The following is a 25,963-nucleotide window of genomic DNA, read 5'->3' as shown; positions in this document are numbered from 1 at the left end:
TCCGAACGGCAACGGCCACGGCAAGGGGAACCGGGGTCCCTTCCTCACCGGCCGGACGTCGTGAACCAGCCGCACGTCGAGGCCCCACCCGGTGCCGTGCACCAGCCGCACGTCGAGGCCCCACCCGGTGCCGTGGAGCGGTCGGATGCCGTCGGCCCGCCGGACGTCGTGGACCGGCCGCTCGACCGCGGCTCGCCGGACGACTTCCGCCGCGAGCGCACCCTGGACGTGCTGATCCCCACCCGGAACAGGGCGGCCGAACTCGCGGTCACCCTCTCCGGGCTGGCCGCCCAGGAGGGCGTACCCGGTTTCGGGGTGGCGGTCAGCGACCAGTCCGACGGCGCGCCGGCCTTCCGGCACCCGGCGGTCGCCACCATGGCCCGGGTATTGCGCCACCGGGGACATCCCGTGCTGCTCACCCGACGGCTGCCCCGGCGCGGCCTGGCCGAGCACCGGGCGTACCTGCTGGACCGGTCGACGGCCCGGTACGTGCTCTGCCTCGACGACGACGTCTGGCTCGAACCGGGGACCCTGCACCGGCTGGTCACCGCAATCACCGAGCTGGACTGCGGGTTCGTCGGCAACGCCGTACACGGTCTGTCGTACCTCGACGACGTCCGGCCGCAGACCCACCGGCACTACGAGGAGTGGAGCGGTCCTCCCGTCCCGGAGACGGTACGTCCCGGCACCCTCGAATGGCAGCGCGCGACCATCCACTCGGCGGCGAACCTGCTGCACGTGACCGGACGCCTCACGCTGCCGGCCGGGGCCTGGCGGGCGTACAAGGTCTCCTGGATCGGAGGCTGCGTGCTCTACGACCGGGTCCGGCTGGTCGAGGCGGGTGGCTTCGACTTCTGGCGTCGGCTACCCGAGGGGCACCAGGGCGAAGACGTGGCGGCCCAGCTCGCCGTGCTGGCCCGGTACGGCGGCGCCGGCATCCTGCCCAGCGGGGCGTACCACCTGGAGTCGCCGACCACGGTCACCGAGCGCGACGTGGAGGCCTGGGAACTCGTCCTCGCCGACGCCGACGCCCCTACCCGTTCCGCCGAAGCCCATCCCGGTGCCGCCGACACCCACGCCGGTGCCGGTGCGCATCCCGGTGCCGTGCGCCCTGCCCGCTGAGGTGTTTGCAGGGGCCCCCTCCTCGACAAAAAGCGGTAACAGGGGACCCCAACCCCAACCCCAACCCCAACCCCAACCCCAACCCCGTCGTCTAACGGCTGGTGGCGAGCAGTTCGCGGGCCGCCTCGACGACCTCCACCGTCGGCACGTCCGTGACGAACGAGTCGCGGTGCGGGCACTCGCCGTCGCCCGGCCGCGCCGGATACACCCCGGGGGTGCAGTCGACGCCGCAGACGGGGCAGTGCACCGTCCAGGACATGATCGGCCGGTGCCGGTGGCGCAGCGGGTGCCCGGTGTTAATCAGATTGCCGACCCAGTAGACGCCGACCGTCGGCGCACCGACCGCCGCCGCCAGGTGTAGCGGGCCGGTGTCGTTCGACACCACCAGGGCGCAGTCGGCGTAGCAGGCGGCCAGCGCGCCGAGGCTGAGCGTGCCGACCTGGGGGCGCACCGGCACCCCCGCCGCCGCGACCACCCGGTCGACCACCTCCTGCTCGGCGGGGGTGCCGGTGACCAGCACCTCGTACCCGTCGGTGACCAGTTCCCGGGCCACCTCGGCGAACCGCTCCGCCGGCCAGCGGCGGCGGGTGTCGGTCGCACCCGGATGCAGTGCCACCCGGGGCCGGGCCGGTTCGCCGAGCACCGACCGCGCCTCGGCCCGGTCGGTGTCGGTCACCGCGAGACTCGGGAGGACGGTGGTGGCCGGGGCTCCGACCAGCGCGGCCACCTCCAGATAGCGGATCACCTCGTGCTGGTAGTAGACGTACCGGATCCAGCGGTCCAGCGGTGGCGCGTCCTCGGCGCGCAGCCCGGCGGTGACCCGCGCGCCGAGGCCGGCGACGATCGGGTTCGAGTTCGCGCCGCCCCCGTGCACCTGCAGGGCCAGGTCGAAGCGCTCGGCGCGGGCGGCGGCGAGGAAGTCGTCCAGGCAGGACTCGGGCTCGCCCGGGTCGCGGCCCCGGATGCCCGGTGCCGGCGGAACCACCAGTACCCGGTCCACCGGGCCGGGCCGGTCGCGGAACAGCTTCGCGTGCCACGGCGCGCCGAGCAGCACCAGCTCCGCCTCCGGGTACGCGGCCCGCAGCGCGTCCAGCGCCGGCAGGACGAAGATGAAGTCGCCGAGCGCGTTGGCGCGCAGCACGGCGATCCGGGCGACGTCCGGCACGTGCCCGGCGACCGGGCCGAGCAGGGACGGTTCGACCATTCGCTACGGCCGGTCGATCTCGCCCGTGCCCTCGGACGGGCCGGGTCGGTCGGGGTCGGGTGGGCCGGAGCCGGTGCCGACGTCCGGGTGGTGCATCTCCCGGTCCGCGGCCGGGTCGACGGGGGGCGCACCCCGCTCGGGGCGGCCGTCGGCGGCGCGTGCCGGCGTGGCGTGGGGCGGCGCAGCCGGTGCCGGACGGGGCGGGGCGGACACCGGGGCCGGCGGTCCGACGGTGATGGTGCGCGGCGCGGGGCGGGTCGCCCGGGGCAGCCGGACCCGGAGCAGCCCGTGGTCCATGACGGCGTCGATCGCCTCCGGGTCCACCCGGGCGGGCAGGTCCACGCGGTACTCGAAGCCCCGGGTCTCCAGGCCGCCGGGGATGCCGTGGTCGGCGTTGACCTCGGCCTCCGAGCGCGCCCGTACGCAGAGTTCCCGGTCGTCGAGTTCGACGGCGACCTCCTCGGGTGCCACGCCCGGCAGCCGGACGACCACCTCCCACCCCTCGGCGGTCTCGGTCAGCTCCACCTCCGGCGGCCCGGAGGGGCCACCGACCAGGCGGGCCAGCTCGGCGCGGAGTGCCTGCAACTCACCCATCGGGTCCCAGCCCGCCGACCGGCCACGCCAGCCCCGTCCGGAACCGCCGCTCTGCTCGCTCACCGCATCTCCCCGATCCGTGTGGTGGTTGCCGGCGGCCGCAGTGAGCTGGAAGCGTCCAGGCCGGCCTCCGGGTCGACCCCGACGCCGAGCCGGTCGACCAGTTCACCGCCGAGCCAGCCGCTGACGCCGAGGATGGCCAGGGCGACCACCTCGATGGCGATGAGCGCGCCGCCGGCCGCCCGCGATTCCGCGTTGAAACGCACCGCCCAGACGGCGGCGAAGAGCAGGATCACCGCGAGGTTGGCGGCCGCGTGGGTGAGTGCCACCCGCTTGGCCCGGGTGCCGGCCGGTATGGCGAGCAGATCGAAGGTGCCGGCGATCGCGGCGAGCAGGCCCATGACCAGCCCGACGGTGATGTTCCAGTACGCGATCTCCCCGAAGACGGCCGATCCGCCGAGCGTGTCGACGACGTCGAAGAAGACCGCGGTCACCAGCAGGCCGAAGGGGAACATCACCAGCATCGGGTGCACAGGGTGCCCGAGCACCTTGAGTCGGCTCTCCATCTCCGACCTCCCGGGGTCTTCTGGGTCGTGGACGCGCGGCCCGCTGCGTGGGGCGGTACCCCCGCCTCTGGTGGACAAACCTCGCCGTGGTCCGCCCGGCGTACGCTGGCGGCGCCTGCCTCGGCGCGGGTGCTGTCACCGGGGTCAACGCACGGGGGAGGACAACGTGACGACGGAGATCACCGCGCCGGAGGAGCTGCGTGAGCTGCTCGGTGAGCCGAACGCCCGTGCGGTCGCCAAGGAGCGCCGCGTCCTGCACGAACTCGACCGGCAGTGGCTGGCCGCCTCGCCGTTCTGCCTGATCGCCACCTCCGGCTCGGACGGCTCCTGCAACGTCTCACCGAAGGGCGACCCGCCGGGCTTCACACTGGTGCTGGACGACCGGACCATCGTCGTCCCGGAGCGTCCCGGCAACCGGCGGGCCGACGGCTTCCACAACATCCTGGAGAACCCGCACGTCGGGCTGGTCTTCCTGGTTCCGGGCCGGTCGGACACGCTCCGGATCAACGGTCGGGCGACCCTGGTCCGGGACGCGCCGTACTTCGACCGGATGGTGGTGCAGGGGCACCGTCCGCAGCTCGCCATCGTGGTGGAGGTCGAGCAGGTCTTCTACCACTGCGCCAAGGCGTTTCTCCGTTCGGAACTGTGGCGACCGGAGACCTGGCAGCCGGACGCGCTGCCGTCCCGACCCCGGATCGTCAAGGCGGTCGAGGCCCCCGACATGGAGCTGGCCGCCCTGAAGCGCCACTACGGCCCCGACTACGCCAGGACGATGTACGCCTGGCCGGTCCAGCCGACGCCGGTCCCACCCGCTGTTACCTGATCTTTCACCTGCACGCCAATGGCCGTACCCCTGGCCGGGTTTCGCTGGGCTCTTACGCCTCTAACCTGCGGTTTGTTCACCGCCGGCCAGGTGCGTCAGGACCCGATCGACGAATCCGGAAGGAACACCATGCGTGCCACCTCAGTGCTGGCGCCCACACTCCTCGCGGCGGTGGCCGCGGTGACGATGCCAGCGGCCACCGCCACCGCCGCCGACGGCACCAGCCCGTGCCGGGACGCCGCCGTCGTACCGGTGCGAACCGGCGCGGTCTTCAACAACCCGGCTGCCGGGGATCCGACCGCCGTCGTACGCCAGGTGTGCAACCTGGTGAAGCAGGCACCCGCCGGCTCCCGGATCCGCATCGCCCACTTCGTCGTCTCCGGCGAGGCGGGGCTCGACTTCGCCACCGAACTGGTCGCCGCCCACCAGCGCGGTGTTCACGTCCAACTCGTGCTGGACGGCTGGCAGGTTCCCAACCCGGCGGTCGAGGCACTGCGCGCCGAGTTCGGCACCGACCGCTCGGCGCCCTCGTTCCTGCACGTCTGCTCCCGGCTCTCGCCGGAGGGGAACACCGCCTCCTGCCTCGGCACCAAGGGGAACCACAACAAGTTCTACCTCTTCTCCGAGACCGGCGGCCGGTCCGACGTGGTGCTCCAGTCGTCGGCCAACTTCACCGACCTGAACTCGCGCACGTACTGGAACAACGCGGTCACCTTCGTCGAGAATCGCCGCCTCTACGCGGCGTACGACCGCTACTTCGGGGAACTGGCCGCCGAGCAGCACGCCGACCACCACGACGACACGGTGACCACCGGGATGCCGGGTGGCTCGGTGACCGCCTACTTCTTCCCTCGCGTCGAGGGCGACCCGGTAATCGACCACCTGGCCAAGGTGGGCTGCACGACGGCGGCCACCATCCGGATCGGCATGTCGGAGTGGGACACCTACCGCCTGCCGATCGCGCAGCGGCTGGTGGAGTTGGCCGGACAGGGCTGCCAGGTCCGCATCGTGCACGGTCTCATGGCCGACGAGGTGCGCACCGTGCTCTCCGCGCACCCCAACATCGCCCTGCGCGAACTGGACTCGGCCAACGTCCTGCCCGGCCGGATCCACTCGAAGTACCTGCTGGTCGAGGGGAACGTCGATGGGGACACCGACGCCCGCTGGGTGCTGACCGGCAGCCCCAACTTCAACCAGACCTCGTTGCGTCGCAACGACGAGGCGATGGTGCGGACCAACATCCGCTCGGTCTACCAGCAGTACCGGAACAGCTTCGAGCAGATGTACGCAGCGGCGCTCTGACCACCGGCCGGACCGGGCGATGCGGGCGACGCCCGGCCGAATCCGGACCGGGCGACGCGGGCGCTTCAGCGGAACCGGTCCGGATTCGGCCGCCGCCGCCGGGCGGTGCAGGGCACGCTGTGCTCGGTGGGCAGCGCGCACCGGCCGCCGCCGGGCAGCAGCCGGTCGCAGAACACCCGGTGCCGTACGCCCTGGGCGTCCTCCTGGGAGACGGTCACCTCACCGGCGTCCACGCACCCGGTGACCTGGGTGAGCGCTCGGGCGTCGGTCAGGGCGGTCCGGGCGACGGCGAGTTCGTCGGCGACCCGGGCGAGGAAGGCGGCGATCTCGTCGGGGTCGAGTCCCCGGCGGCGGGTGGTGAAGCGATGGTCCCGGATGCGGTCCGGGGTGAGCGGTTTTTGGGGGTGCCCCTGCTGGTTCGGGTCCGGACGGGACACCCCGCCCTGCCGTGCACGGCGTCGAGCCGCGCGCGACGACAGGGCCGCCCCGATCCCGGGGGAGCGGGCGGTCGGCCGGGGGAAGTGACGACCACCCCGAACAGGGCAGCTACGTGGAGTTCGCTGATGACAGTCCGTACAAGAGGTGCCAACCGACCGCCGGTGTCGCATCGCGACGACAACTCTACTCAGAGCTACAATCTCCGTCAACGCTTCCCTCCTGGCTTCCCTCTTCTTTTGTCGCCCTCCTCACCCCCTTGCTCCTTGTGGTTGCTCCGTCACGAAACGGTGATCGATACTGGTGGTGCCAACCGACCTCAAGGGGCCTCGACGTGCCGATTCCACCCACCATGGACGAGCTGCTCGCCGACATCCTTCGTCGGATCGAGAACGGCGAGTTCCAGTCCGGCTCGCAACTGCCGTCCACCCGGGAGCTCTCAGCCCACTACGACCTGTCGCACTCGACGATCCACCGCGCTGTGGCCACCCTGCGCGGGCGGGGAATTCTGATCGGGCGGCCGGGGCGGGGCGTCTTCGTCGCCGAGAAGTAATCGCGATCGTGGTGGCTTCCAGCCCGCCTGGGCCACTTCCCACCACGATCTCCTGACCTGATCGGGGGTCGTGATGCGACACGGGGAGTTCGAGGATCCCAGGCTCGTCCCGGTCACGACGCCGAGTGCCCATGGGGGCCGGACGACGACTTCTTCCTCACCGTGGTCGACGAGACAGCGCAGGCCCGTGTCCTCGGCGACGTGCCGCCCCAGGCCCGTATCCCCGGCGGTGTGCGGCCGCAGGTTCGTGTCCTCGACCTGGGCTGCGGCACCGGGCGGCTCACCCTGGCCCTGGCCGCCGCCGGGCACCAGGTCACCGGCGTCGATCCGGCCCGCACCTCGCTGGACGCCGCCCGCGCCAAACGGGTGCGGACCGGGTGACCTGGATCGAGGGCACCGCCACCGTCCTGCCCGACCGGTCCTTCGACATAGCGTTGATGACCAGCCACGTCGCCCAGTTCTTCGTCACCGACGAGGAGTGGGACGCCGTCCTCACCGACCTCCACCGGGCGCTCGTACCGAGCGGGCGGCTGGTCTTCGACTCGCGCGACCCGGCCGACCGGCGCTGGGAACGGTGGAACCCGGTCGACTCACGACGTCATCCACGCCTGCCGGACGGCCGCACGGTCGAGGCATGGACCGAGGTCACCGCGATCCGCGATGACCTGGTCACCCTCACCCACCACTACCTCTTCCCGCCACCAGCCGATGCACCGCCCGCGGACACCCGCCCGGAACTGCTCAGCTCGGCCACCCTGCGGTTCCGGACCGAGGCCCGGCTCCGCGCCTCCCTGCGGGCACGCGGGTTCGTCGTCGAGCGGGTTCGTGGCGGGTGCCGGAATGAGCCCGTCGGGGCGGGGGACGGCGAATTCGTGGTGGTCGCCCGCGCCACCTGAGCGGTCGCTTCGCCAGCGCCGGGGCATGGGTGGTCGTCTCAGCCGATGCCGAACAGGTCCAGGCAGGGCTCCAGGCCGCTGATGGTGACCGCCGGTCGGTCCGTCCGGTCCCATATCTCCCGGGTCAGGCGGAGCCGCTGGGAGACGAGGACCTCGCCGTCCCGGACGTCCCGGGTGATCCCGTCCGGCTGGTAGCCCAGCTTGCGGGAGACGGCGAGCGGCGCGGCGTTGTCGACGAAGGAGGCGCTGGTCGCGTGGGTGGCCCCGAGACCGGCGACGGCCAGGTGCAGCGCGGCGGCACGCATCTCGGTGCCGATTCCCCGACCGTGGTACGCCAGGCCGAGCCACGAGCCGTCGCCACCTCACGGCGTACCGGGAACTCCCGCGCCCAGACGTCCTGGACGCCCACCGGTCGCCCTTCGACGAAGACGACCAGGTCGAGCGACCATGATTGCGGGGTCCAGTCGCCTCGGTTACGCCAGTGGGTCTGGACCAGGGCTCGGGCCCGCTCAGCCGGCGCCCCCTCCGTCCACGACACCAGGAAGCGCCGTACACCCGGCTCGTGCACGCCCCGAGCGGCGACCGCTGCCAGCTCGGCCAGTTCGTCCTCGTTGGGCAGTCGAAGTTCCAGCCGGGCGGTCCGTACCCGTAGTCCCACCAGGGGCCAGTGATCGATGAGCACGAGGCATTGTCCCGGCCGGGCCTGGCGTACGGCACCGGATTTCCGCCCCGGTCCCCGACGGCCTCCGGCCCGACCCGGCCCGACACGGCCCGACACGGCCCGACACGGCCCGACACGGCCCGACACGGCCCGACACGGCCCGGAGCCGGTCTACCGGCTCGGGGCCGGCTTCCACCTCAGCCACTTCCGTTCGACCTCGGCGTGCAGGTCGACGCCGTGGTGCCGGGCCATGACCAGCACCTGGCACAGCACGTCGGCCTCCTGAGCCACTCGGCGCCATCGACGACGATCGGCTCCGCCTCATCTTCACCTGCTGTCACCCCGCTCTCGCCATGGAGATACGGGTCGCGCTGACCCTGCGGATGGTCGGCGGGCTCACCGTGCCCGAGATCGCCCACGCGTTCCTGGTCCAGGAGAGCACCATGGGCCAACGGATCACCCGCGCGAAGGCGAAGATCAAGGCGGCAAGGATCCCTTACGGCGTGCCGCTACGGGCGGACATCCCGGCCCGGGTCACCGGGGTGCTCGCCGTTCTCTACCTGATCTTCAACGAGGGCTACCTGGCCTCGGCCCCCGGAAAGGAGGCGGTCCGCGGTGACCTGACCGCCGAGGCGATCCGGCTGACCCGACTGGTCCGTGCCCTGCTGCCGGCGGACGGCGAGGTCGCCGGACTCCTGGCGCTGATGCTCCTGACGGAGGCCCGCCGGGCCGCGCGGGTGTCGGCGAGCGGGGAACTGGTCACCCTCGGCGAACAGGACCGTGGTGCCTGGGACCGCCAGCTGATCGCCGAGGGCCACGCCCTGGTCCGCGAGCGCCTCGCCTCCGGCCAGGCGCCAGGGCGTTACCAGATCCTCGCCGCGATCAACGCCGTCCACACCGCCGCCCGGGACGTCCGTGACACCGACTGGTCGCAGGTCGTCACGCTCTACAACCAGTTGCTCCGCCTCGACCCCTCGCCGATCGTGCGGCTCAACCGGGCGATCGCGGTCGCCGAACTCGACGGCCCGGAGGTCGCCCTGGCGGAGGTGGACGGTCTGCCCCTGGAGGGCTACCACGCCTTCCACGCCACCCGCGCCGACCTGCTGCGCCGGCTGGGCCGCAGCGAGCAGTCACGGGCGGCGTACGACCGGGCCATCGACCTGGCCGGCAACACCGCCGAGACGGCGTACCTCATCCGTCGCCGCGACCAGCTGACCGGCTCGTAACCGCACCACCCCGGTCACCTCTCAGCCGCACACCCCAGCAGCGGCACGCCTCTCGGCACCTTCCGTCGCGGATGGTCAGCGCTCGCCCTCCTGAGGACCGGATGAGGGCTGAGGCAGTACAGCGGCAGCCGCAGTGCGCTCGTAGGCCAGGGTGAGTTCGGCGAGGACGCCGTCGGCGGGTTGCGGATGGCCTTCGAGGTGCATGGAGCGGAGTTCGTCCATGAAGCTCTGCCACATCTCAGGACCGCCGTCGACAAGAAGTTGGGCACGGATCGACAGCTCGGATGATGTGGGGAGCCATCGAGATCCCCAGGCACCGAGGTGCGCCATGACCGGAACGAGTTCGATCGCTGCCTCGGTCAGGCGATAGTCGATCTTCTGTCTGTGGCTCGAGTCACCGTGGCGGCTGAGCAGGCCCGAATCCACGAGCTTCGACAGGCGGCTGGCGAGGATGTTCGAGGCGATGCCCTCGATCGAGTTCGTGAGTAGTTCACGGAAATGCCTGTGACCGCCGAACATGACGTCCCGTAGCACGACCAAGCTCCATCGGTCGCCCAGCAGCTCGACCGTCAGATTGATCGGGCACCCCGATCTCCCTTGTGGCACGGGCAGGCGACCGGCCCCCACTGGTTGCGGCATCCCAACATGGTAGTACGGTACAACCGGTTGCAATTTGCCACCGGAAGGTGCTCACCAGCTACAAGGAGGATTCGTGCCCCAGTTGTTGAGGGTGCAGTGCTTCAACGTGTCGCGTGACGGGTTCGGTACCGGTGAGGGGCAAAGCCTGGAGCGGCCCTTCGGCCACGCCGACCCCACCCCACTGTTCTCCTGGCGTGCCGCTACCGCCAGCTTCGTGTACCGCACCGAACCCGGCGGCACGCGTGGGCTGGACGACTACATGACCCGCGACTACGACCACAACATCGGCGCGGAGATCATGGGTCGAAACAAGTTCGGCCCCCAGCGCGGCCCCTGGGAGAACCACGAGTGGCAGGGATGGTGGGGGGACAATCCACCGTTCCACACGCCGGTCTTCGTCCTCACCCACTACGAACGCCCGTCGTTCACCCTGGCTGACACCACATTCCATTTCCTCAATGCCAGTCCGGCCGAGGCGCTGGCACGCGCGAAGCAGGCCGCCGCAGGCCGGGACGTGCGCCTCGGTGGCGGGGTCGCCACCATCCGCGAGTTCATCGAGGCCGACCTGGTCGACACGATGCACATCGCCGTCGCACCCGTCGACCTCGGCCGAGGGGAACGGCTGTGGGACAGCCACACGGATCTTCTCGACCGCTTCCACCTCGAGTCGGTGCCGAGCCCCAGCGGAGTCACTCACCTCCTCTTCTGGAGACGCTGACCACCCCTCAGCGCGATGGCTGCACATGCCGCAGGCCGGTGAGCCCGTCAGGCTCACGCCCGGCCGGAGGTCGCCGGCAGGCCGGGGCCGGGCCGGCACGGCTACGGGCCCCGTTGATCTGCTGCGGTGGCGGGTGACCGTCGCGGTGGCCTTCGCGGAGGCTGGCGGCGAGCTGGTGGAGGGAACGCCGACGAACCACCAGCGCCGGTCGGTGCCGATTCCGCGGTTCCTCGTCGACGAGCTGGCCCGCGTGATCGACCTTGAGAAACGGCGAAGCCCGGGTCGTTGACCTGGGCTTCTTCACCGAGCCGCCTGACGGAATCGAACCGTCGGCCTACGCTTGTCGACCGCTGTGACGCCGGGCTTGTCATTGATGGTCAGCCCTTGGCGCTGAGCTGCATAAACGCCGTCGCCCGCTGATCGATACCGGTCGCATATGGTCAACGCTTGGATGGGGTTTTCGGGGGGTAAACGGGGGTCACATCGCGGCGTCCGATGCCGTCGGGCAGCGGGATGGCGCGCAGGTTTGTGCCGTGCCGGGGGCACTCACAGAACTGTGCAGTGCCATCGGGGACGCTGGTAGTGGAGGCCACGTATCCGCTGGCACCGCCCGCGGCGACGACCGACGCCGTCACCCAACCGGGTCTCTCGCCCCGCACGACGGCCCGCCCCGCGTCCGGACCGCAGGTCCCCGCTCACCTCGACCGGTGCGCCGCTCGCCACCAGTGAACGGGCCTGCACGAAAGACCTGACCCCCACGGCCTCACACACCGCCGCCTCATCAGCCGCCAGCATCAGCCACGCCACAAGAACCTCCGCCAGCTCGGTGATCGGACATCAACGCTACCGACACACCGTGGCCCGAGGCGCCACCCTGCGCACCCAGCTGACTGCAGCCCGCCCAGTTCCGCAGGCTCGTCCGACTTGTCGCCGAACGCGGCGGACGGCCGTCGGGTGATCATGTCATCGGACCAATTGGCATCCGGTCGCCGACGAGCCGGCCAGGACGGCACACGCGTGTGCCGTCCGGCTCCTCTGTTTACGGCATCCGAGCGTCAGGAACTGCTGCAACTGACGGATGACAAGCGGTCCCACGCCGTGTCCAGGTTGAAGCCCTCGACGATCGCGACACGGTCAAGCTTGCCGTTACCGAGCCGAGGCAACGCTGACTCGGTAATCACCATGAACCTGGGCAGCTTACGGGCAACGATCCGGTCGGCCGCCGTGCCCAGGATCTCCGCAGGCGACACCGGATGACGAACCACGACCAACGCGGCCACCTCCTCGGTGCGAACCTCGTCGGGGACTCCGAACGCGAACGCCTCCACCACAGCGGCGTGCGACATCAAGGCGTCCACCACCTCGTCCGGACTGATGTTCTCACCAGATCGCTTGATCATGCTCCGGGTGCGGCCGAGAAAGTAGACGGAACCGCTATCGTCGACCGCGCCCTCGTCTCCCGAGCACACCCAGCCGTCGACCAGGACCTGCTCGGTGGCTGCTGGATCGCGCAGATACCCCAGCATGACGTGCCGGTGCCGAAGCCGGATCTCCCCGATCTCGCCCGTCCCGAGCCTGGTGCCGTGGTCGTCAAAGACGCCGACGTCGACCTCGGACATCGGGTGCCCCACGAAACCCGCTGGGCGATGGCGCGCCGCGCCGGGCTCGCTTCCGGTCGCCATGGCTCCGGTCTCGGTCATTCCCCATACCGTCGCCAACTCCACACCGAACCGTTGCGCAAAGCGCTCGCTCCAGGCATGGGTGATCACCAGCCGGAGCGGGGACTCACCGGGTGCCGGTGCGTCGGCCTCCGCGCCCAGAAGGAGGTTCAGGTGCGCCGGGAAGAGGATCGAACACGTGCCGCCAGCCTCGGCAACCTGTCGCCAGAACGTCGACGGGCTGAATCTGTCCACTACGGTGATCGCGGCGCCCGTCGTCACGGCCACCGCTGGAGCAACCAGGGCGCCGATGGCGTGCGCCATCGTCAGTGGCAGGAAAAAATTGTCGGAGGCGGTAATCCCGAACCGCTCCGCGAAGCCGCTGCCCACGCTGGCGAACGAGCCGGCGCGCAGCACCACTCCCTTGGGCCGTCCGCTGCTTCCCGAGGTGTAGAGGACGAGGGCGGGAGAGTCCTCCGTGTACGCCTCAGGCGGCCCGCCCGGCAGCGGGTCGTGCCGCAACAGGCATGCCAGCTCGGACACCGCCAGTCCGTGACGCTCGCCCGCGACGTCCGCTACCACCTGCTTCACTGCTGGGCAGTGGTGCAGCTCGGGCAGGACCGTGCGGGCCAGAGCACCGTCCGCGATAAGCAGCTCGGCCATGCTGTGGTTGATCTGATGCCGTAGCTCCTCGAACCGCAGATCGCTCTGCAGGGGTATCGCGATCGCGCCGAGCTGCATCAGGGCGAAGTGTACGAACAACGCCTCCGGCCGGTTGCTGAGGCCGACGAGGACGGGGCTTCCTACCCCGACGCCGAGCTCAGCAAGGCCTGCCGCGACTTTCCGCTTGGTTTCGTCGAAGTCTGCATAGGTCCAGCGTCGCCCCTCGTGATGCAGGAACACCCTGTCCGGAGTTTGCGCGACCCGGTGCTGCCAGAGATCGTGGCCGGCCCGATAGTCCGTGAGGATCATGAGGTCTCCTACCTTCCTTCTCGGGTCTGGACTGGTCGTTCGTAAGATCGGTGGGCCCAAGGGTCCTGGGTATGGCTGTCATGGGTGAGCCGTGTTGATGGATACCAGGCAGCGGCGGCCATTCGTACGGGCGCTAAGCGGATCGAGACCTGATCGGCCCTGGTCAGCCTGCGATGCTGCCCGGCCTCGAAGGCGGACTGCGACCGCAAGCTCCGCCAGGGGAAGGCGCACAAACAGGCGCTGCTCGCCCTCGCCCGCCGTCGTGTCATCGTCTCGTGGGCGATGACCCGTGACGGGAAGCGCTACCATGCTTCGCCCTCCGCACTGCCGCGGTTTGACATCACGATTGGGAAGCTCCTTGCTCCGCCCCGCCGGCGGTCAGTTCTCTTCGAGGAACTGCCTGATCACAGCCGACACGGGTCTTGGGTTCTCCATGTGGAGGTGATGGCTTCCTGGCAGCCTGACATGCCGCAGATTCTGGACGGCGGCGATTCGCCCGGCGTAGAAGTCCTCTACGAGAGCGGTCCGGGTGGCGCTGACCAGCAGCGTGGGAGCGCGGATGGCCCGGATGAACTCCAGGACCTGCTCCTCGCTGAACAACGGCGCGGACGGGTACTTCAGCCGGCGATCGGTGCGCCAGGAGAACCCGCCGGGTACCGCGATGAGATCGCGTTCGACGAGCCGCTCCGCAGTATCGGTCACGATGTCGGCCAGCTGCACTCTGGCGAGCACCGCCTGTTCCACCGAGGCGTACTCGGCTTGCGGCCGGTCGGCCAGGTAGGCGCGCAGATATCGCGCCGCCGTCATCGCCAACCCGGCGGGCGTGGCCGACATAGGTCCGATCGCATCGATCAGCACCAGCCGGGAGACCAGATCCGGAAACAGCCCAGCGATCAGTGTGGATAGCGCCGCCCCCATGGAGTGGCCGATCAGGCGAACGTTGTCCCAGCTCTGCTCGTGCAGCAGCTCCAAGATCGCAGCTACGTAGTCCAGGTAGGAGCAGGTGAGCGAGGAGATTGGGTCCGAGAGGCCGTGGCCGGGGAGGTCGATCGCGACGAGGCCGAGCCCAGGGGTCCACTCGCGCAGCGGGTCGAAACTGGCGCAGTTGTCCAGCACGCCGTGCAGGCACAAGGTCACCGGCCCGTCCGTCCCGGTGGTCTGCCACCCGCGCAGGGTGATTCCCGCCCGGGGCAGTTTGACTGTAAAGTCCGCTTTGCCATACTTGCTAGCGATCTTCATCATGCGACCACCGCTGCCGTCTCGGTGCCCCGGCGTCGGCGGAGCTGGTCGACCAGCTGGTCGACCAGCTGCCGAACGCTGGGTCCCTTCATCAGTTCCATGATCGTGACCTTGACTCCCACGTCTCGCTGGATCCAGGAGCTGATCTCCACCGCCAGCAGGGAGTCCAGGTAGTCCATGAGCGGCATGGTGTCGTCGAGCGCGTCGGGCGGTACACCGAGCACACTGATGACCCGGGAGCGCAGCCGGTCGGTGAGTGCAACCTCCAGCTCCGCGTCGGTCAGCGCCTCAATCTGCTGACGCAGGGAACTCGCCGTGACCGTCACCGAGGCTCGACCGTCGGTGGTTGCCCCCACTGCCGCGTACCGCGGTCGCTGTGCCGGTTCGAGGCCGTGGTGGCGGAAGAACGCGGCCCAGTCCATCGGCAGCACGGCCATCTGCGGCGGCGCGCCACCGAGTAGGGAACGAAGCGCCTCGAACGCCTGCTCGGCACTGAACTCACCCATGCCGGTCTCCGCGACCAGCCGCCTGACCTCTTCGTTGCCGGCGACGTAGCCAGCGTCGGACACCGCTCCCCAGTTGACCGCCAGAGCCGGTCTGCCCTCGGCGCGCAGGGCTGCCGCGAAGTGATCGAGAAAGGCGTTGGCCGCGGCATAGTTCGCCTGACCGACGTTACCGACGAAGGATGTGGCCGAGGAGAAAAGCACAAAGGCTTCCAGCGGTAGGTCTCTGGTCAGCTCGTGCAGGTGCCAGGCACCGAGGATCTTCGGCCGCAGAACTCGCTGCAGACGTTGTTCGGTCATGCCAGCCAGCAGGGCGTCGTCAAGGACCATCACCGAGTGCAGGACGCCCCGCAACGGTGGAAGCCGATCGGCGATCCGATCCAACAACGCCTTGACCTGATCCCTTGACGTGACGTCCACCGAGTCGACCACGACCTCGATCCCGCCGGCACGCAGCCGGTCGATGCGCTGTGCGGTCTGGTCGTCGGGTACGCCCCTCCGACCGACCAAGACCAGATGCCGAGCCCCCCCGTTCGCCAGCGACTCGGCCATGGACATACCCACGCCACCGAGACCACCGGTGATCAGCCACGTACCCGGGAACGCCTCGCCGGCTGGCCGCGTCTTGGTCACGGGCAGGTCCTCGTGGTTCGCCGCGATCACGATCTTGCCGAGGTTCTTTCCACCGGCCAGCTGACGGAACGCGGCGGTAGCCTGACCCGCGTCGTACACCCGATATGGCAGCGGTCGCAGCGCACCAGCGGCGAAGGCGTCAAGCAGGCGTACCAGCTCGGTACGGACCTCGGCAGGCCGATCCACGATCATCTGGCGCAGGTCCAGGCTGAGGTAGGCCAGATTACGCAGGAACGGCCGTAGCCCCAGCTTCTGGTCGCCCATCAGGTCGCGCTTGCCGATCTCGACGAAGCGGCCGTAGGCGGCGAGACAGGACAGGCTCCGGGCGGCCATCCCGGCACCCGACGCGCCGAGCACCACGTCGACGCCACGGCCGTCGGTGGCCGCGAGGACGCCGTCGGCGAATCCGGTCGACCGGGAGTCGAAGACGTGCTGGACTCCGAGCGCGCGCAGCAGCGCACGCTTCTCCTCGGTGCCCGCGGTGGCCAGTACCTCGGCGCCGAGCATGCGGGCGATCTGGACAGCGGCCAGTCCGGTGCCGCCCGCAGCGGAGTGGATGAGCACCCGCTCTCCCGGCCTGGTCCTGGCGAGCTTGTCCAGTGCGATCGACGCGGTCAGGAACGCGATCGGCAGGCCGGCCGCCTGCTCGTCGGTCAGTGCCTCCGGCCGCGGGACGACCAGTTCGGCGTCGAGGACGACATGCCCGGCGAGGAGGCCCTGAGCACTGCTCATCGCCACCACCGGGTCACCGATGGCAAGCCCGGCAACTCCCTGGCCCACCTCAGTAACCACCCCGCTGCACTCGGCTCCGAACAGGTGCTCCCGGGCAGAGTCCAATGTGGGCACCTGGCCCAGGGCGAGCATGACGTCAAGAAAGTTCAGGCCGGTGGCGGTGACCCGGATCTGGACCTCACCGGCTCCGGGAGTGCGCCGGGCGCAGGCCACGTACGCGAGGTTGTCCAGCGAACCGGGCGTGGCCGTGGTGAGCCTGAAGGATGTGGTTGCGGACAGCTCGCGGGCGGGTAGCGGGGCGTGGAGGGCGTCGAGCGGTACGGGCACGACTCGACGGACGAACGGCTCGCCCCCGCGCAACGCGAACTCCCGTTCGCCGTCCTGCCGCCACAGCTGCGCGTACACGGCGTCGGCCTCGCCCGCGTCGGGATCGCCGTCGAGGTCTATCACAGTGCAGCGGCTCTGGGGCAGCTCAAGTCCCGCGACGAGGCTAAGCCCCCAGACGCACCCGCCGGTGGGACGTGGAGTCGGGTTGCGGAAGGCGTGTGCTCCCCTGGTCACCAGGAACAGCCGGGGCCAGACAGCGGGTGCGGCGCGGGTCAGTGCCTGGATCAGGTCGGTGACGGTGCGGCTGCTACGCAGGGCGGCCTCGTCAATGTCCGCGGCGGTGCCCTCGGCCAAGGCAGGGCCAGGTGCCAACAGCACGATGATGCCGGTTGGCTGGACGGTGGAGAGCAGTTGGTCCCACTCTTCGGCATGTCCCATACCCTGCGGAACGACGACGGCACGGCCGCCTCGATCGATGATCCGGGCGGCGAGCTCGTCAGCCAGGTCTGGGCCGCTGGCGAGGATCAGCCAGTCCCCCGCCTGCTCGTTGGGTGCTGTGGCGTCGTCGTCCGGCCTGGCGGGCGCCCGGCCGATGGCCACGGTCTGCTCAGCTGGCACCGCGCTATCCGGACCGGTCAGCGTGAGGACGTCGTGATATCCGGAGTCCCGCAAGGCGGTCTCCCATTCGGGGGCACTGAGCAGGGGCCCGTCGGGGCGGCGCGCGAGATCACGGAACGACCACCACCCGGTGGTGAGGCCAAATGTCAGCTCCAGCCACCGGTTGTCGGGGGTGGCCTCGACCAGGACCAGCACGCCCTCGGGCGTCAGCAGAGCGCGTAGCCGCTTTAGCGTTGCACGCAAGTCAGAGGTGGCGTGCACGACGTTGGCTGCGAGGATGATGTCGACGCTGGCCGGTGCAAAGCCCTGCGCGGCGAGATCGTTCTCCAGGTCCAAGGTCTGGTAACGCAAGAAGTCGAACTCGGCAAAGCGTTCGCATGCCGACTGCAGGAACACTTGCGAGACGTCGGTGAAGGTGTACTCACACCGGTCGGCGGGCAAGACGGGCAGGACACTCGCGGTGAGACCGCCGGTGCCCGCGCCGACCTCCAGCACGCGCAGCGTACGTCGGGAGTCGCCCTGCTCGATCAGGCTCCGGATCGCCTCACGCGCGGTGGCGTTGGCCAGCCGGCTGATGGGAGAGGTCTCGTAGATCGGGGCGATGTGCGCGCCGCTGCCCTCCGGAAACAACACGGTCAGCGGGTCGACATCCCCGGTCAGAATCCTGTGCAACTGCCCACCGGTCTCCCGCACCAGCAGCAGCTCCCAAATCCGTTCCGGGTGAGCGGAGCACAGCGCCGCCCACGTCAGCTCCGGATCGTTGACGATCGCGCGGCGTACCTCGTAGCGGTCGCCGATCGCCTCGAGCACACCATCGGCAACGAGGAAACCGAGATGGCGCTCGAACGCCTGCCACAGTCCCTGCCGCAACCCGACACAGTGCGCCAATGAGAACCTTGCCCCTTCGGCGAGCGGGACACCGAAAGCGGCCAGGGCCTGCCACACATACTGTGCGCACAGGTCCCGGACCCCGGCGCGAAAGGCGGCGTCGCTGCCGTGCGGGTCGAGGTACGCGGCGAACGGGGTGAGTACGGAATTCTGCCGCGCCACCAACTCGTCGGGACGCAACCGGAGGACGCGGGTGCCGAGGGCTGCGGCAGTCACTCCCGCCGATTCCCAGTTGAGGGTGTAGAGGTGAGACCCGACCTGGTCGGGCTCATGGGTCTCAGCCTGCCACACGGCCTTTCCACGCAGCCCGCGGTAGGTAGCCAGGACAACACCGTGGTCATCGGTGACGACAACATCCACGTACAGGCCGCCCGCGTCGTGCTTGTGCGCGACCGAGTGGCACCAGACGGGCAGCCTGACCTCACCGTACACACGCGCCTGCTCGATCTGGGTCGGCAAGAAAGAGAATGGCAACAGCTTGCCGGGCTTGTCCTCACGGGGGTGCAGAATGGCGCTCTGGAAGCACGCGTCCAGCACGGCCGGGTGGAACAAGTAATCCCCGACTGACTTGCGGACGGTGCGCGGAACGTCCACCTTGGCGAGGGTTTCGCGCTCGCCAACGTACAGCGTCGAGATCCCGCAAAATGCCGGACCGTAGACGTACCCCTTCTCGCGGAAGCTGCCATATACGTCGAGTGCCGAGTGAACGGCGCGGCTGCGGGCCCGGATGGCATCCAGGTCCACGGTCTCGCGCGGCAGCCCGGTCGCCGAAAAGAACCGGCCCCTGGCGGCACGCACCCAGGCGACCTTGCGAATCGGGCGATGGTGAAGCTCGAACGTCCCGGCCTCGGGGTCGATTTCCAGCCGAGTCACCTGCCGCTCGTCGGGGTCCAGCACGCAGGCACGCTCGAACTCGACATACTCAAGCGCGCAGTCCGTCTCGGCCACCTCGCGTGCGGCGACCAGTGCGGCCTCCACGTAGGCGGCTCCCGGCACGATCACCGACCCGAGCACATCGTGTTCCCTTGCCCAGCTGAGCCGGTGGTCGTCCCACTTGATCTCCCAGGTCGGGCGGGCCGCGTCGATCCGGCGGAGCATCGGATGGGACTGGGCGTCCACCCGGGCGCGCTGGGAGGCCTCACTTTCGTTCCAGTACGGCTGCTCCTGCCATGGATAGGTGGGCAGATCCATCGCCGCAACCGGCCCGGAGAACCGGCGGGACCAGTCGGTGCGACAGCCGGCGGACACCAAGGTGGCGAAAGCGCTGAGGAAGGTCTCCCAGTCATCCGTCTTCCGGGCAAGGGAGGACACGACCACTGCGTCATCCCCGGTGTCGTCCAAGATTTCCTTTACCGAGTTCACCAAGACCGGGTGCGGGCTGAGCTCGACGAAGGTGTCGTAGCCGTCTGCCAGCATCGCGCGGATCGCCGGCTCGAACAGCACCGGCTGCCGGAAGTTGCGCCACCAGTACCGAGTGGAAAGTTCCTGGCCGTCGATCGGTCCTCCGGTGACCGTCGAATACAGGTCGATCGTCGTGAGGCGGCCCGTGACCTCGCCCAGGTCCGCGAACAGTTCGGCCCGCAGCGGGTCCATGTCAGAGCTGTGGCAGGCGCAGTTGACCCGGAGTACCCTGGCGAACACGCCTTGCTGTTTGAGCTCCTCCTCGAGCTGTCTCAGCAGGGGCAACCGGCCGGAAAGTGTGCAGGCGCGCGAACTGTTCTCGGCGGACAGCCACAGTTCGTCGTGACGGTCGCACAGCTCGAGCGCTTCGGCCTTGGGCATTGCGACGAACATCATCCCGCCGGAGGGATCGGCGTGGTCCTGGATGCGCGCTCGGTTGCAGATCACCTTGAGCGCACTGTCCAGGTCGAGTCCACCGCTCACATGGGCCGCGGCGATCTCGCCCATGCTGTGCCCGACCACACCGTCAGGTCTCACCCCCCACGACCCCCACAGCTCGGCCAGCGCGACCTGCACCGCGAACATCGTGGGTTGCAGGCAGTAGGTGCGGTGCACAAGCGAGGACTGCTCATCCGGGGCTCGCAATGCCTCCCAGATCGACCAGCCCAGGTACTTCGATGCGATCTCATCGCACTCAGCGATCTTGGCAGCGAAGACCGGGCTGCTCTCGATGAGCGTGCGGCCCATCGCAAACCATTGTGGCCCTTGACCGTTGAAGAGGAAGGCGATCTTGCCCCGCCCCGATGCCCGCACCGTTTCGGTGAAGACGCCGGGAGTGGCGTTGCCGCTGGCGAACTCGCGTAGCTTGCTGACGGCCTCTGCCGAGTCGCGCGCGAGGACCGCCACGCGGTGAGGGTGGTGGGACCTGCGCAGAGCGATATTCGCTGACAGCGCGTCGAGATCGGGGGCATCCCGCTCCAATAGCCCGATGTAGCGCTCGGCCAGCTCGATCAGGGCCCGCTCGCTGCGTGCGCTCAGGGTGAGGACGGCCGGCATGCCGCGGCTGGGGACAGGCGGGACGGGCCGGCTAGGCGGCGCCTCGCTTACCACCACATTGGCATTGGTGCCACCGAAGCCGAAGGAGTTGACGCTCGCGACCGCGCGCTGGAGGTGCTCGGGCCATGCACGCGAACCGGTCGGTACCTCGATTCGCCACCGATCGAAGTCGATGTTCGGGTTGGGCGCGTCGAAGTGCAGGCTGGCCGGGATTCGCCGATGCTTGACGGCGAGCACCGCCTTGAGTAGACCCGCTATCCCGGCAGCTGCCTCGAGGTGGCCGATGTTGGTCTTGATGGACCCGATGTAGGCGGTGGTCTGCTCGGCTCGCCCGTCGGTGAGTACCCGGCCGAGGGCCTCTGCCTCCAGCGGATCACCGACCGGAGTCCCCGTGCCATGCGCCTCGACGTAGCCGACCTCCCCGCCGGCAAGTCCGGCCGCAGTCAGTGCCGCCCGGAAATTCTCCTCCTGCGCCGCGCTGTTGGGCACGGTGATGCCCTGCGTCCGACCGTCCTGGTTGACCGCCGAGCCGAGGATGACGGCATAGACTCGGTCTCCGTCGCGCTGGGCGGCGCTCAGCGGCTTGAGCAGGACGACGCCGGCACCCTCGCCACGCACGTATCCGTCTGCGGCGGCCGCGAAGGCTTTCGACCGACCCTGCGGCGACAGCATCGACGCCTGACTAAGCGCGATCCCGAACTGAGGGGTCAGCATGAGGTTCACGCCACCCGCGAGCGCGAGGCTGCTCTCCCCGCTGAGCAGGCTCTGCACAGCCAGGTGCACTGCAACAAGAGAGGAAGAGCAGGCGGTGTCGATCGTCATGCTCGGACCGAGCAGATCGAAGGTGTAGGACAACCGGTTCGCGACGATGCTCATGAACGTGCCGGTCGCCGTATGCGCCCCAGCCCCGTCGATCTCAGCTGCCGACATCTGCAGGTTGCCATAGTCCTGGCTGCAGGCCCCCATGAACACGCCCGTCCGGCTGCCCGCTAGGTCCGACGGTGGCACACCGGCGTCCTCCAGCGCCTCCCAGGCGACCTGGAGTAGCAGCCGTTGTTGCGGATCCATCTGCTCGGCGATACGTCCGGAGATGCCGAAGAAGGCCGCGTCAAAGCCGTCGACCCGGTCGAGGAAACCGCCTTCGCGAGCGTTCATTCGGCCGGCCTGCTGGGACTTCGGGGAGTAGTGCGCAGCGATGTCCCAGCGCTCTTGTGGCACAGGGACGATGGCATCACGACCGTCCTCCAGCAACTGCCACAGCGACGAGGGATCTGTCACGCCGCCGGGCAGCCGACAGCCAATGCCAATGACCGCGATCGGTTCCGCGGCCGCCTGATCCGACATGGGGTAGACCATTACGACAGCTCCTGACGGGTGTACACCCGGCTCTAACGGGTGAGCTGGTGAACGAGCGCGAGCACCTGCGAGGTCGCGTAGACGTCCTGCAGAGCCTGGAAGTCCTGATAGCTCTCAGTGTCGGGATAGGGGTAGGGGCCACCACTCCACGAACCGTCGGCGCGCTGGCGGTCCAACAGCCATACCAGTCCCCTGCGCACCGCCGGGTCATCGGATCCGGCCCCGGCACAAACGAGCGTCTGCAGGGCCAGGGCGGACTGCAACTCCGGTGAGGAAGTGGCATCGAACCCGTCGACCCGCACGAACCAGCTTCCATCCGCCCGCTGCTGGGAAAGAGTGAACTCACGCACCGCGGCGACTGCCGAGTAGCAGCCGTACGCGGCGAGCGCCGCCGTGGCCGGGCGGGTGAGATAGTAGTGAGTGTTGTAGTAGAACCAGTTGATGCCAAAATCGCCCGCGCTGGTCTGCAGGTTGGCCAGGTGGTCGAGCGCCTCGTCAAGGTACAACGGCTCGATGCCCAGTTCGACCAGGGCCATCATCGCGAAGCCGGTGACCGAGGCCACGGTCTGGAACGCTTTGGGTACGTGTGGGTGCACCTCCGACCACGCGCCACCGGGAAGCTGCCTACTACGCAGAAAGTTCGCCTTCGTGGTCGCCTGCTCGGTCAGCCCGAGGTGGGTCAGCGCCGAAATGTACTCGCTGCTGGTCTCGGTGCAGAACTCGGCGGGCGACACCTCGAAGGTCCCCCAGCTGATCATGCCGCTGGGCTTCTCGCAGGAGCGCAGGAAGGCGAGGACCCTGTCGATGGTGCCGCCGTCCTCGTACGGCACACGATCGCGCCACAGGGCGATTGCCTTGAGGGCGTTGACGGTGTCCCAGTTCTTCAGCAGGTTGGCGGTCGGAAAACGGGCAATAGACGCATCGGGGATTGCCCCATCGGGCAGTTGGCAGCGCTGGAAATACTGCAGGGCACTGTTAATCATCTGGACAAGGTCCGACCCGGAGAGTACTCCTACCGTCAACATAGGGGGCATTTTTGTCTCCGATAACGCTGCGATATCACTACGTTTCTTCACCGACCCCTGGGCCGGCTCAACGGATGATGCAGTCCCGCACTCGGTCAAGGGATTCCTCGGCCTCGGCGGCCACCCGTCTGACAATCTCGGCCGCAGGCAGGATCTCCCGCACCCGGCCGATGCCTTGTCCGCCGACCATCATCCCCGTCTCGAGATCACCTTCGAGTGCGCCTCGCCGCATTGCCGCACCCTCGACCCGCATTCTCTCCCGCGTCGATATGTTGTTCGCTTCCATGCGGCGGATCTCTTCGGTAAATCCGTTCTTGATGAAGCGCCCCGGGCCGTAGAAGGCAGGAACGACCTCAGTGTCGGTTTCACTGGCGCTGACAATGAGCTTCTTGTTAGCGTCGTTGTACTCCGACTCCTCTGAGGCAAGGAATCGCGAGCCCATGTAGCCCATTTGCGCACCGAGGGTGAGAGCCCCGGCCAACGCGGCCCCGTCGACCACACCGCCGGCACACAGCACGGGCAGATCCACGGCAGCGACGACCGATGGGACTAGGACGAACGTGTGCACAGGCTGGTGGCCCACATGACCGGCGGCCTCGAACCCGGTCGCGATCACACCATCGACGCCCTCGGCCTGAGCCGCTAGCGCGTGGCGAACGTTAGACACGGCATGGAAGTGCAGCATCCCAGAGTCTCTGAACAAGCCGTTCATACCGTACATCCGCGGATGGCCACCGGAGGTGGTCAGCACCCGCAACTGCTCGCGCACCCGCGGATCGCGCTCACGCTCCTCGAGAATCGCCCGTAGCACCGCAGGAGCATCGGGCTGCTCTTGAGCGATACGGACGTTGATTGCGAGCGGCTTACTCGTGAGCGAGACCGCCAGGCGGATCCCCTCTCGAACCTGCTGCACGACCTCGGCAACACACTTGTCGATATGCTCTTCGTCCAGCTCCGACACTTCGAGAACCAACGCCGGGTGAGCCACCGTGCCAAGCGCTCCGGCCTCCGAGATAGCCGCCGCCAGCCGCGCCAGGGTGATTGGACCAATGCCCCCCATTCCGGATTGCATGAGGGGAATATCTACGCCAATTTGCTCCGACAGTCTCGTGCGCAAGGCCATAAAACTCTCCATGCCCGGTCGTTGGAGTCACACAAATTCGCGGCGTACATACGCAGCCTGAACACGCACAACCCGCACCTTGCCACGCCTTCAAATGCGCTATTCGCAGCGTAGACGCTCGCTTGCCAATGTCAAGCGATGCTTACTCTTGGGGAATATCTCAAATATATAGTGCGACAATCTCGTCTATAATATTTTTTAACGGTATATTAATGGCAATTCGTGGCCATTGAGACGCTTCTATAACTGTCAAGGGTTGGTTCCTGCCGTGTGCCGGCGGCCAGGGTCCGGAAGAGCTGCCTGCTGATGTAGCGCATGAGGTTGCGCATGACCTCGCGTTTGGTGCGTCCTTCGGCGGTGCGGCGGGTGACGTAGGCGCGGGTGCGGGGGTCGTGGCCCATGCGGACCAGGGCGACGGTGTAGAGGGCTCGGTTGAGGCGGCGGTCGCCGCCGCGGTTGAGTCGGTGTCGGGTGGTGTTGCCTGATGAAGCTGGTAGTGGTGATGCGCCGGCGAGGGCGGCGAACGCGGCCTCGGAGCGGATGCGTCCGGGATGGGACCAGGCCAGCAGGACGGTTGCGGCGACGACGGCGCCGACGCCGGGCAGGCCGAGCAGTTGCGGTGCCTGCATGGTGACGGCTTCGTGCAGGGCGGTGTGGTTGGCGGCGAGTTCGGCGTCGAGGGCCCGGATGCGTCGGGCCAGGCGGATGGCCTCGGCTCGGCAGACGGCAAGGGCCGGATTCCCGTCTCGGGTGCGCCAGGCCGCGATGGTGGTGATGGTCGTGGTGGTCGGGGCGCGGCGGCCGTCGATGCCGAGGTCGACGGTCCGCAGCAGTGCGGTCAACGCGTTGACGGCCCGGGTGCGTTCGCCGCTCAACTGTTCACGGGCGACGGTCAGGACCCGCAGGGCGGTGCGGGCGCCGGTCGCGCGGGGCCAGCGCAGTTCGTTGATGTTCAGGCCGCGGGTTGCTTGGGCCATCGCGATGGCGTCCAAGGCGTCGCTTTTGCCGTGGCGGCGCCTGCTGATGGCGGGGACGTCGGATGCTTCGGAGACGCTGAAGCCAGCTGTGGTGAGCTACTCGGTGAAGGTGGCACCATAGGAGCCGGCGCCGTCGATGACGATCAGCGTTGTCGCGTCCTGGGTGTGGCGTTGGATCCAGCCGGTGGCGCGGCGTAGCCCGGCCGGGCTGGTCGGGAACTGGGCGTGCTGCTGGACTGCGCCGGTGCCGGCGGTGATGAGTGCGAGGGTGTGTGAGGCGGCGTGGGTGTCTACGTCGATGATCAGATGATCAGATGATCAGGTCGTACCGGTCTGCGACGATGGTCATTGCGGCGGCCTGCCTTCCCGGGAGACGTCGTGACGGCGCCGGCCCGGGAAAGTGCTCTCGCGGTAGGACTGTGATGGGCCACGACCTGCGGCCACGGGTCGGGCAAGCTTCTGATCAAGCCACCGAGAGGGGCAGGGCCGGCGCCCCGACCACGAACCGGGTGGGCAGATCTCACTGAGAGCACCCAGCGGGGGCCACCATTTTCATGAGCCACACCCAGGCCCGCGATCATGACGCCGACCCTGCCAGCCAGCCCCAGGCCAGCCAAGAGCAACCTTCGCAGCCATTTTCATCGTGATCAAGAAAGCCTGAGCAGGTAGGCTTGAGCGTGTCGGCGCTCCAGAAAGGACGAAGCTCCCGGTAGGAC

Annotated in this window: 16 protein-coding genes and 4 pseudogenes; 8 read left to right on the top strand and 12 right to left on the bottom strand. The window is 68.9% G+C overall.

Annotated elements, in window-relative coordinates:
* Positions 1-168: 168 nt before the first annotated feature.
* Positions 169-1,026, top strand: a pseudogene (locus tag GA0074694_RS09160) (glycosyltransferase family 2 protein); the annotation flags it as partial.
* Between the two features lie 187 nt (positions 1,027-1,213).
* Here GA0074694_RS09160 and GA0074694_RS09155 read toward each other — a convergent pair.
* The 3 genes from GA0074694_RS09155 to GA0074694_RS09145 are packed head-to-tail and all read right to left on the bottom strand — an operon-like array spanning position 1,214 to position 3,486.
* Positions 1,214-2,326 carry a glycosyltransferase family 9 protein gene (locus GA0074694_RS09155; RefSeq protein WP_091455472.1) on the bottom strand — a complete coding sequence of 371 codons (1,113 nt, stop codon included), beginning with the start codon at positions 2,324-2,326 and terminating at the stop codon, positions 1,214-1,216.
* Positions 2,327-2,329: 3 nt separating this feature from the next.
* Positions 2,330-2,983 carry an Hsp20/alpha crystallin family protein gene (locus GA0074694_RS09150; protein WP_091455468.1) on the bottom strand — a complete coding sequence of 218 codons (654 nt, stop codon included), beginning with the start codon at positions 2,981-2,983 and terminating at the stop codon, positions 2,330-2,332.
* Entirely contained in the window at positions 2,980-3,486 is a 507-nt protein-coding gene (locus tag GA0074694_RS09145; RefSeq protein ID WP_091455466.1) for a DUF2231 domain-containing protein, read from the bottom strand. Before GA0074694_RS09145 ends, GA0074694_RS09150 begins: the two co-directional genes overlap by 4 nt.
* 166 nt (positions 3,487-3,652) lie before the next feature.
* On the opposite strand from GA0074694_RS09145, the gene GA0074694_RS09140 reads away from it, so the two are divergent.
* Positions 3,653-4,309, top strand: a complete 657-nt coding sequence (locus GA0074694_RS09140) for a pyridoxamine 5'-phosphate oxidase family protein (protein ID WP_091455462.1) — start codon at positions 3,653-3,655, stop codon at positions 4,307-4,309.
* Between the two features lie 129 nt (positions 4,310-4,438).
* Positions 4,439-5,611, top strand: a complete 1,173-nt coding sequence (locus GA0074694_RS09135) for a phospholipase D-like domain-containing protein (RefSeq protein ID WP_091458884.1) — start codon at positions 4,439-4,441, stop codon at positions 5,609-5,611.
* Positions 5,612-5,676: 65 nt separating this feature from the next.
* Here the strand turns inward: GA0074694_RS09135 and GA0074694_RS09130 are convergent, their stop codons facing one another.
* Entirely contained in the window at positions 5,677-6,048 is a 372-nt protein-coding gene (locus GA0074694_RS09130) for a DivIVA domain-containing protein (RefSeq protein WP_245714607.1), read from the bottom strand.
* A 332-nt stretch (positions 6,049-6,380) separates the two neighbouring features.
* Between GA0074694_RS09130 and GA0074694_RS09125 the strand changes: the two genes are divergently transcribed.
* Positions 6,381-6,599, top strand: coding sequence for a winged helix-turn-helix domain-containing protein (locus tag GA0074694_RS09125; protein WP_176737828.1), 219 nt, complete (start codon positions 6,381-6,383; stop codon positions 6,597-6,599).
* 162 nt (positions 6,600-6,761) lie between these two features.
* Positions 6,762-7,495 (top strand): annotated as a pseudogene (locus tag GA0074694_RS32190) (class I SAM-dependent methyltransferase).
* A 38-nt stretch (positions 7,496-7,533) separates the two neighbouring features.
* Here GA0074694_RS32190 and GA0074694_RS32715 read toward each other — a convergent pair.
* Positions 7,534-7,800 carry a GNAT family N-acetyltransferase gene (locus GA0074694_RS32715; protein WP_245714606.1) on the bottom strand — a complete coding sequence of 89 codons (267 nt, stop codon included), beginning with the start codon at positions 7,798-7,800 and terminating at the stop codon, positions 7,534-7,536.
* A gap of 637 nt (positions 7,801-8,437) precedes the next feature.
* Here GA0074694_RS32715 and GA0074694_RS09110 point away from each other — a divergent pair.
* Positions 8,438-9,382 (top strand): annotated as a pseudogene (locus GA0074694_RS09110) (RNA polymerase sigma factor); the annotation flags it as partial.
* A 75-nt stretch (positions 9,383-9,457) separates the two neighbouring features.
* On the opposite strand, the gene GA0074694_RS09105 reads toward GA0074694_RS09110, so the two are convergent.
* Positions 9,458-10,021: a winged helix-turn-helix transcriptional regulator gene (locus GA0074694_RS09105; protein WP_091455453.1), complete on the bottom strand. Its 564-nt coding sequence runs from the start codon at positions 10,019-10,021 to the stop codon at positions 9,458-9,460.
* 73 nt (positions 10,022-10,094) lie between these two features.
* Here GA0074694_RS09105 and GA0074694_RS09100 point away from each other — a divergent pair, with 73 nt between their 5' ends.
* Both GA0074694_RS09100 and GA0074694_RS31520 read left to right on the top strand, forming a co-directional pair.
* The gene (locus GA0074694_RS09100; RefSeq protein WP_091455449.1) at positions 10,095-10,739 is read left to right on the top strand and encodes a dihydrofolate reductase family protein; all 645 of its coding nucleotides are present in this window, start codon (positions 10,095-10,097) and stop codon (positions 10,737-10,739) included.
* 133 nt (positions 10,740-10,872) lie between these two features.
* Complete coding sequence (locus GA0074694_RS31520; RefSeq protein ID WP_176737827.1) at positions 10,873-11,028, top strand: hypothetical protein; 156 nt, start codon at positions 10,873-10,875, stop codon at positions 11,026-11,028.
* Positions 11,029-11,794: 766 nt separating this feature from the next.
* Here the strand turns inward: GA0074694_RS31520 and GA0074694_RS09095 are convergent.
* From GA0074694_RS09095 to GA0074694_RS09070, 6 genes and pseudogenes are all read right to left on the bottom strand, one after another.
* A complete protein-coding gene (locus GA0074694_RS09095) occupies positions 11,795-13,369 on the bottom strand; it encodes a class I adenylate-forming enzyme family protein (protein WP_091455446.1) in 1,575 nt (524 codons plus the stop codon).
* A 378-nt stretch (positions 13,370-13,747) separates the two neighbouring features.
* The gene (locus GA0074694_RS09090; RefSeq protein WP_091455443.1) at positions 13,748-14,611 is read right to left on the bottom strand and encodes an alpha/beta fold hydrolase; all 864 of its coding nucleotides are present in this window, start codon (positions 14,609-14,611) and stop codon (positions 13,748-13,750) included.
* The gene (locus tag GA0074694_RS09085) at positions 14,608-22,122 is read right to left on the bottom strand and encodes a type I polyketide synthase (protein WP_091455440.1); all 7,515 of its coding nucleotides are present in this window, start codon (positions 22,120-22,122) and stop codon (positions 14,608-14,610) included. The genes GA0074694_RS09090 and GA0074694_RS09085 overlap by 4 nt, the downstream gene beginning before the upstream one ends.
* A 32-nt stretch (positions 22,123-22,154) precedes the next feature.
* Positions 22,155-23,105, bottom strand: coding sequence for a prenyltransferase/squalene oxidase repeat-containing protein (locus GA0074694_RS09080; RefSeq protein ID WP_176737826.1), 951 nt, complete (start codon positions 23,103-23,105; stop codon positions 22,155-22,157).
* A gap of 109 nt (positions 23,106-23,214) precedes the next feature.
* Positions 23,215-24,282 carry an NAD(P)H-dependent flavin oxidoreductase gene (locus tag GA0074694_RS09075; protein WP_091455433.1) on the bottom strand — a complete coding sequence of 356 codons (1,068 nt, stop codon included), beginning with the start codon at positions 24,280-24,282 and terminating at the stop codon, positions 23,215-23,217.
* A gap of 197 nt (positions 24,283-24,479) precedes the next feature.
* Positions 24,480-25,553: pseudogene (locus GA0074694_RS09070) on the bottom strand (IS110 family RNA-guided transposase).
* Between the last annotated feature and the right edge of the window lie 410 nt (positions 25,554-25,963).

This window comes from Micromonospora inyonensis (assembly GCF_900091415.1).
GTDB classification, from domain to species: Bacteria; Actinomycetota; Actinomycetes; order Mycobacteriales; family Micromonosporaceae; genus Micromonospora; species Micromonospora inyonensis.
Note: the sequence above shows the minus strand (reverse complement) of the source record. Positions and strands in the feature narration are given on the sequence as shown.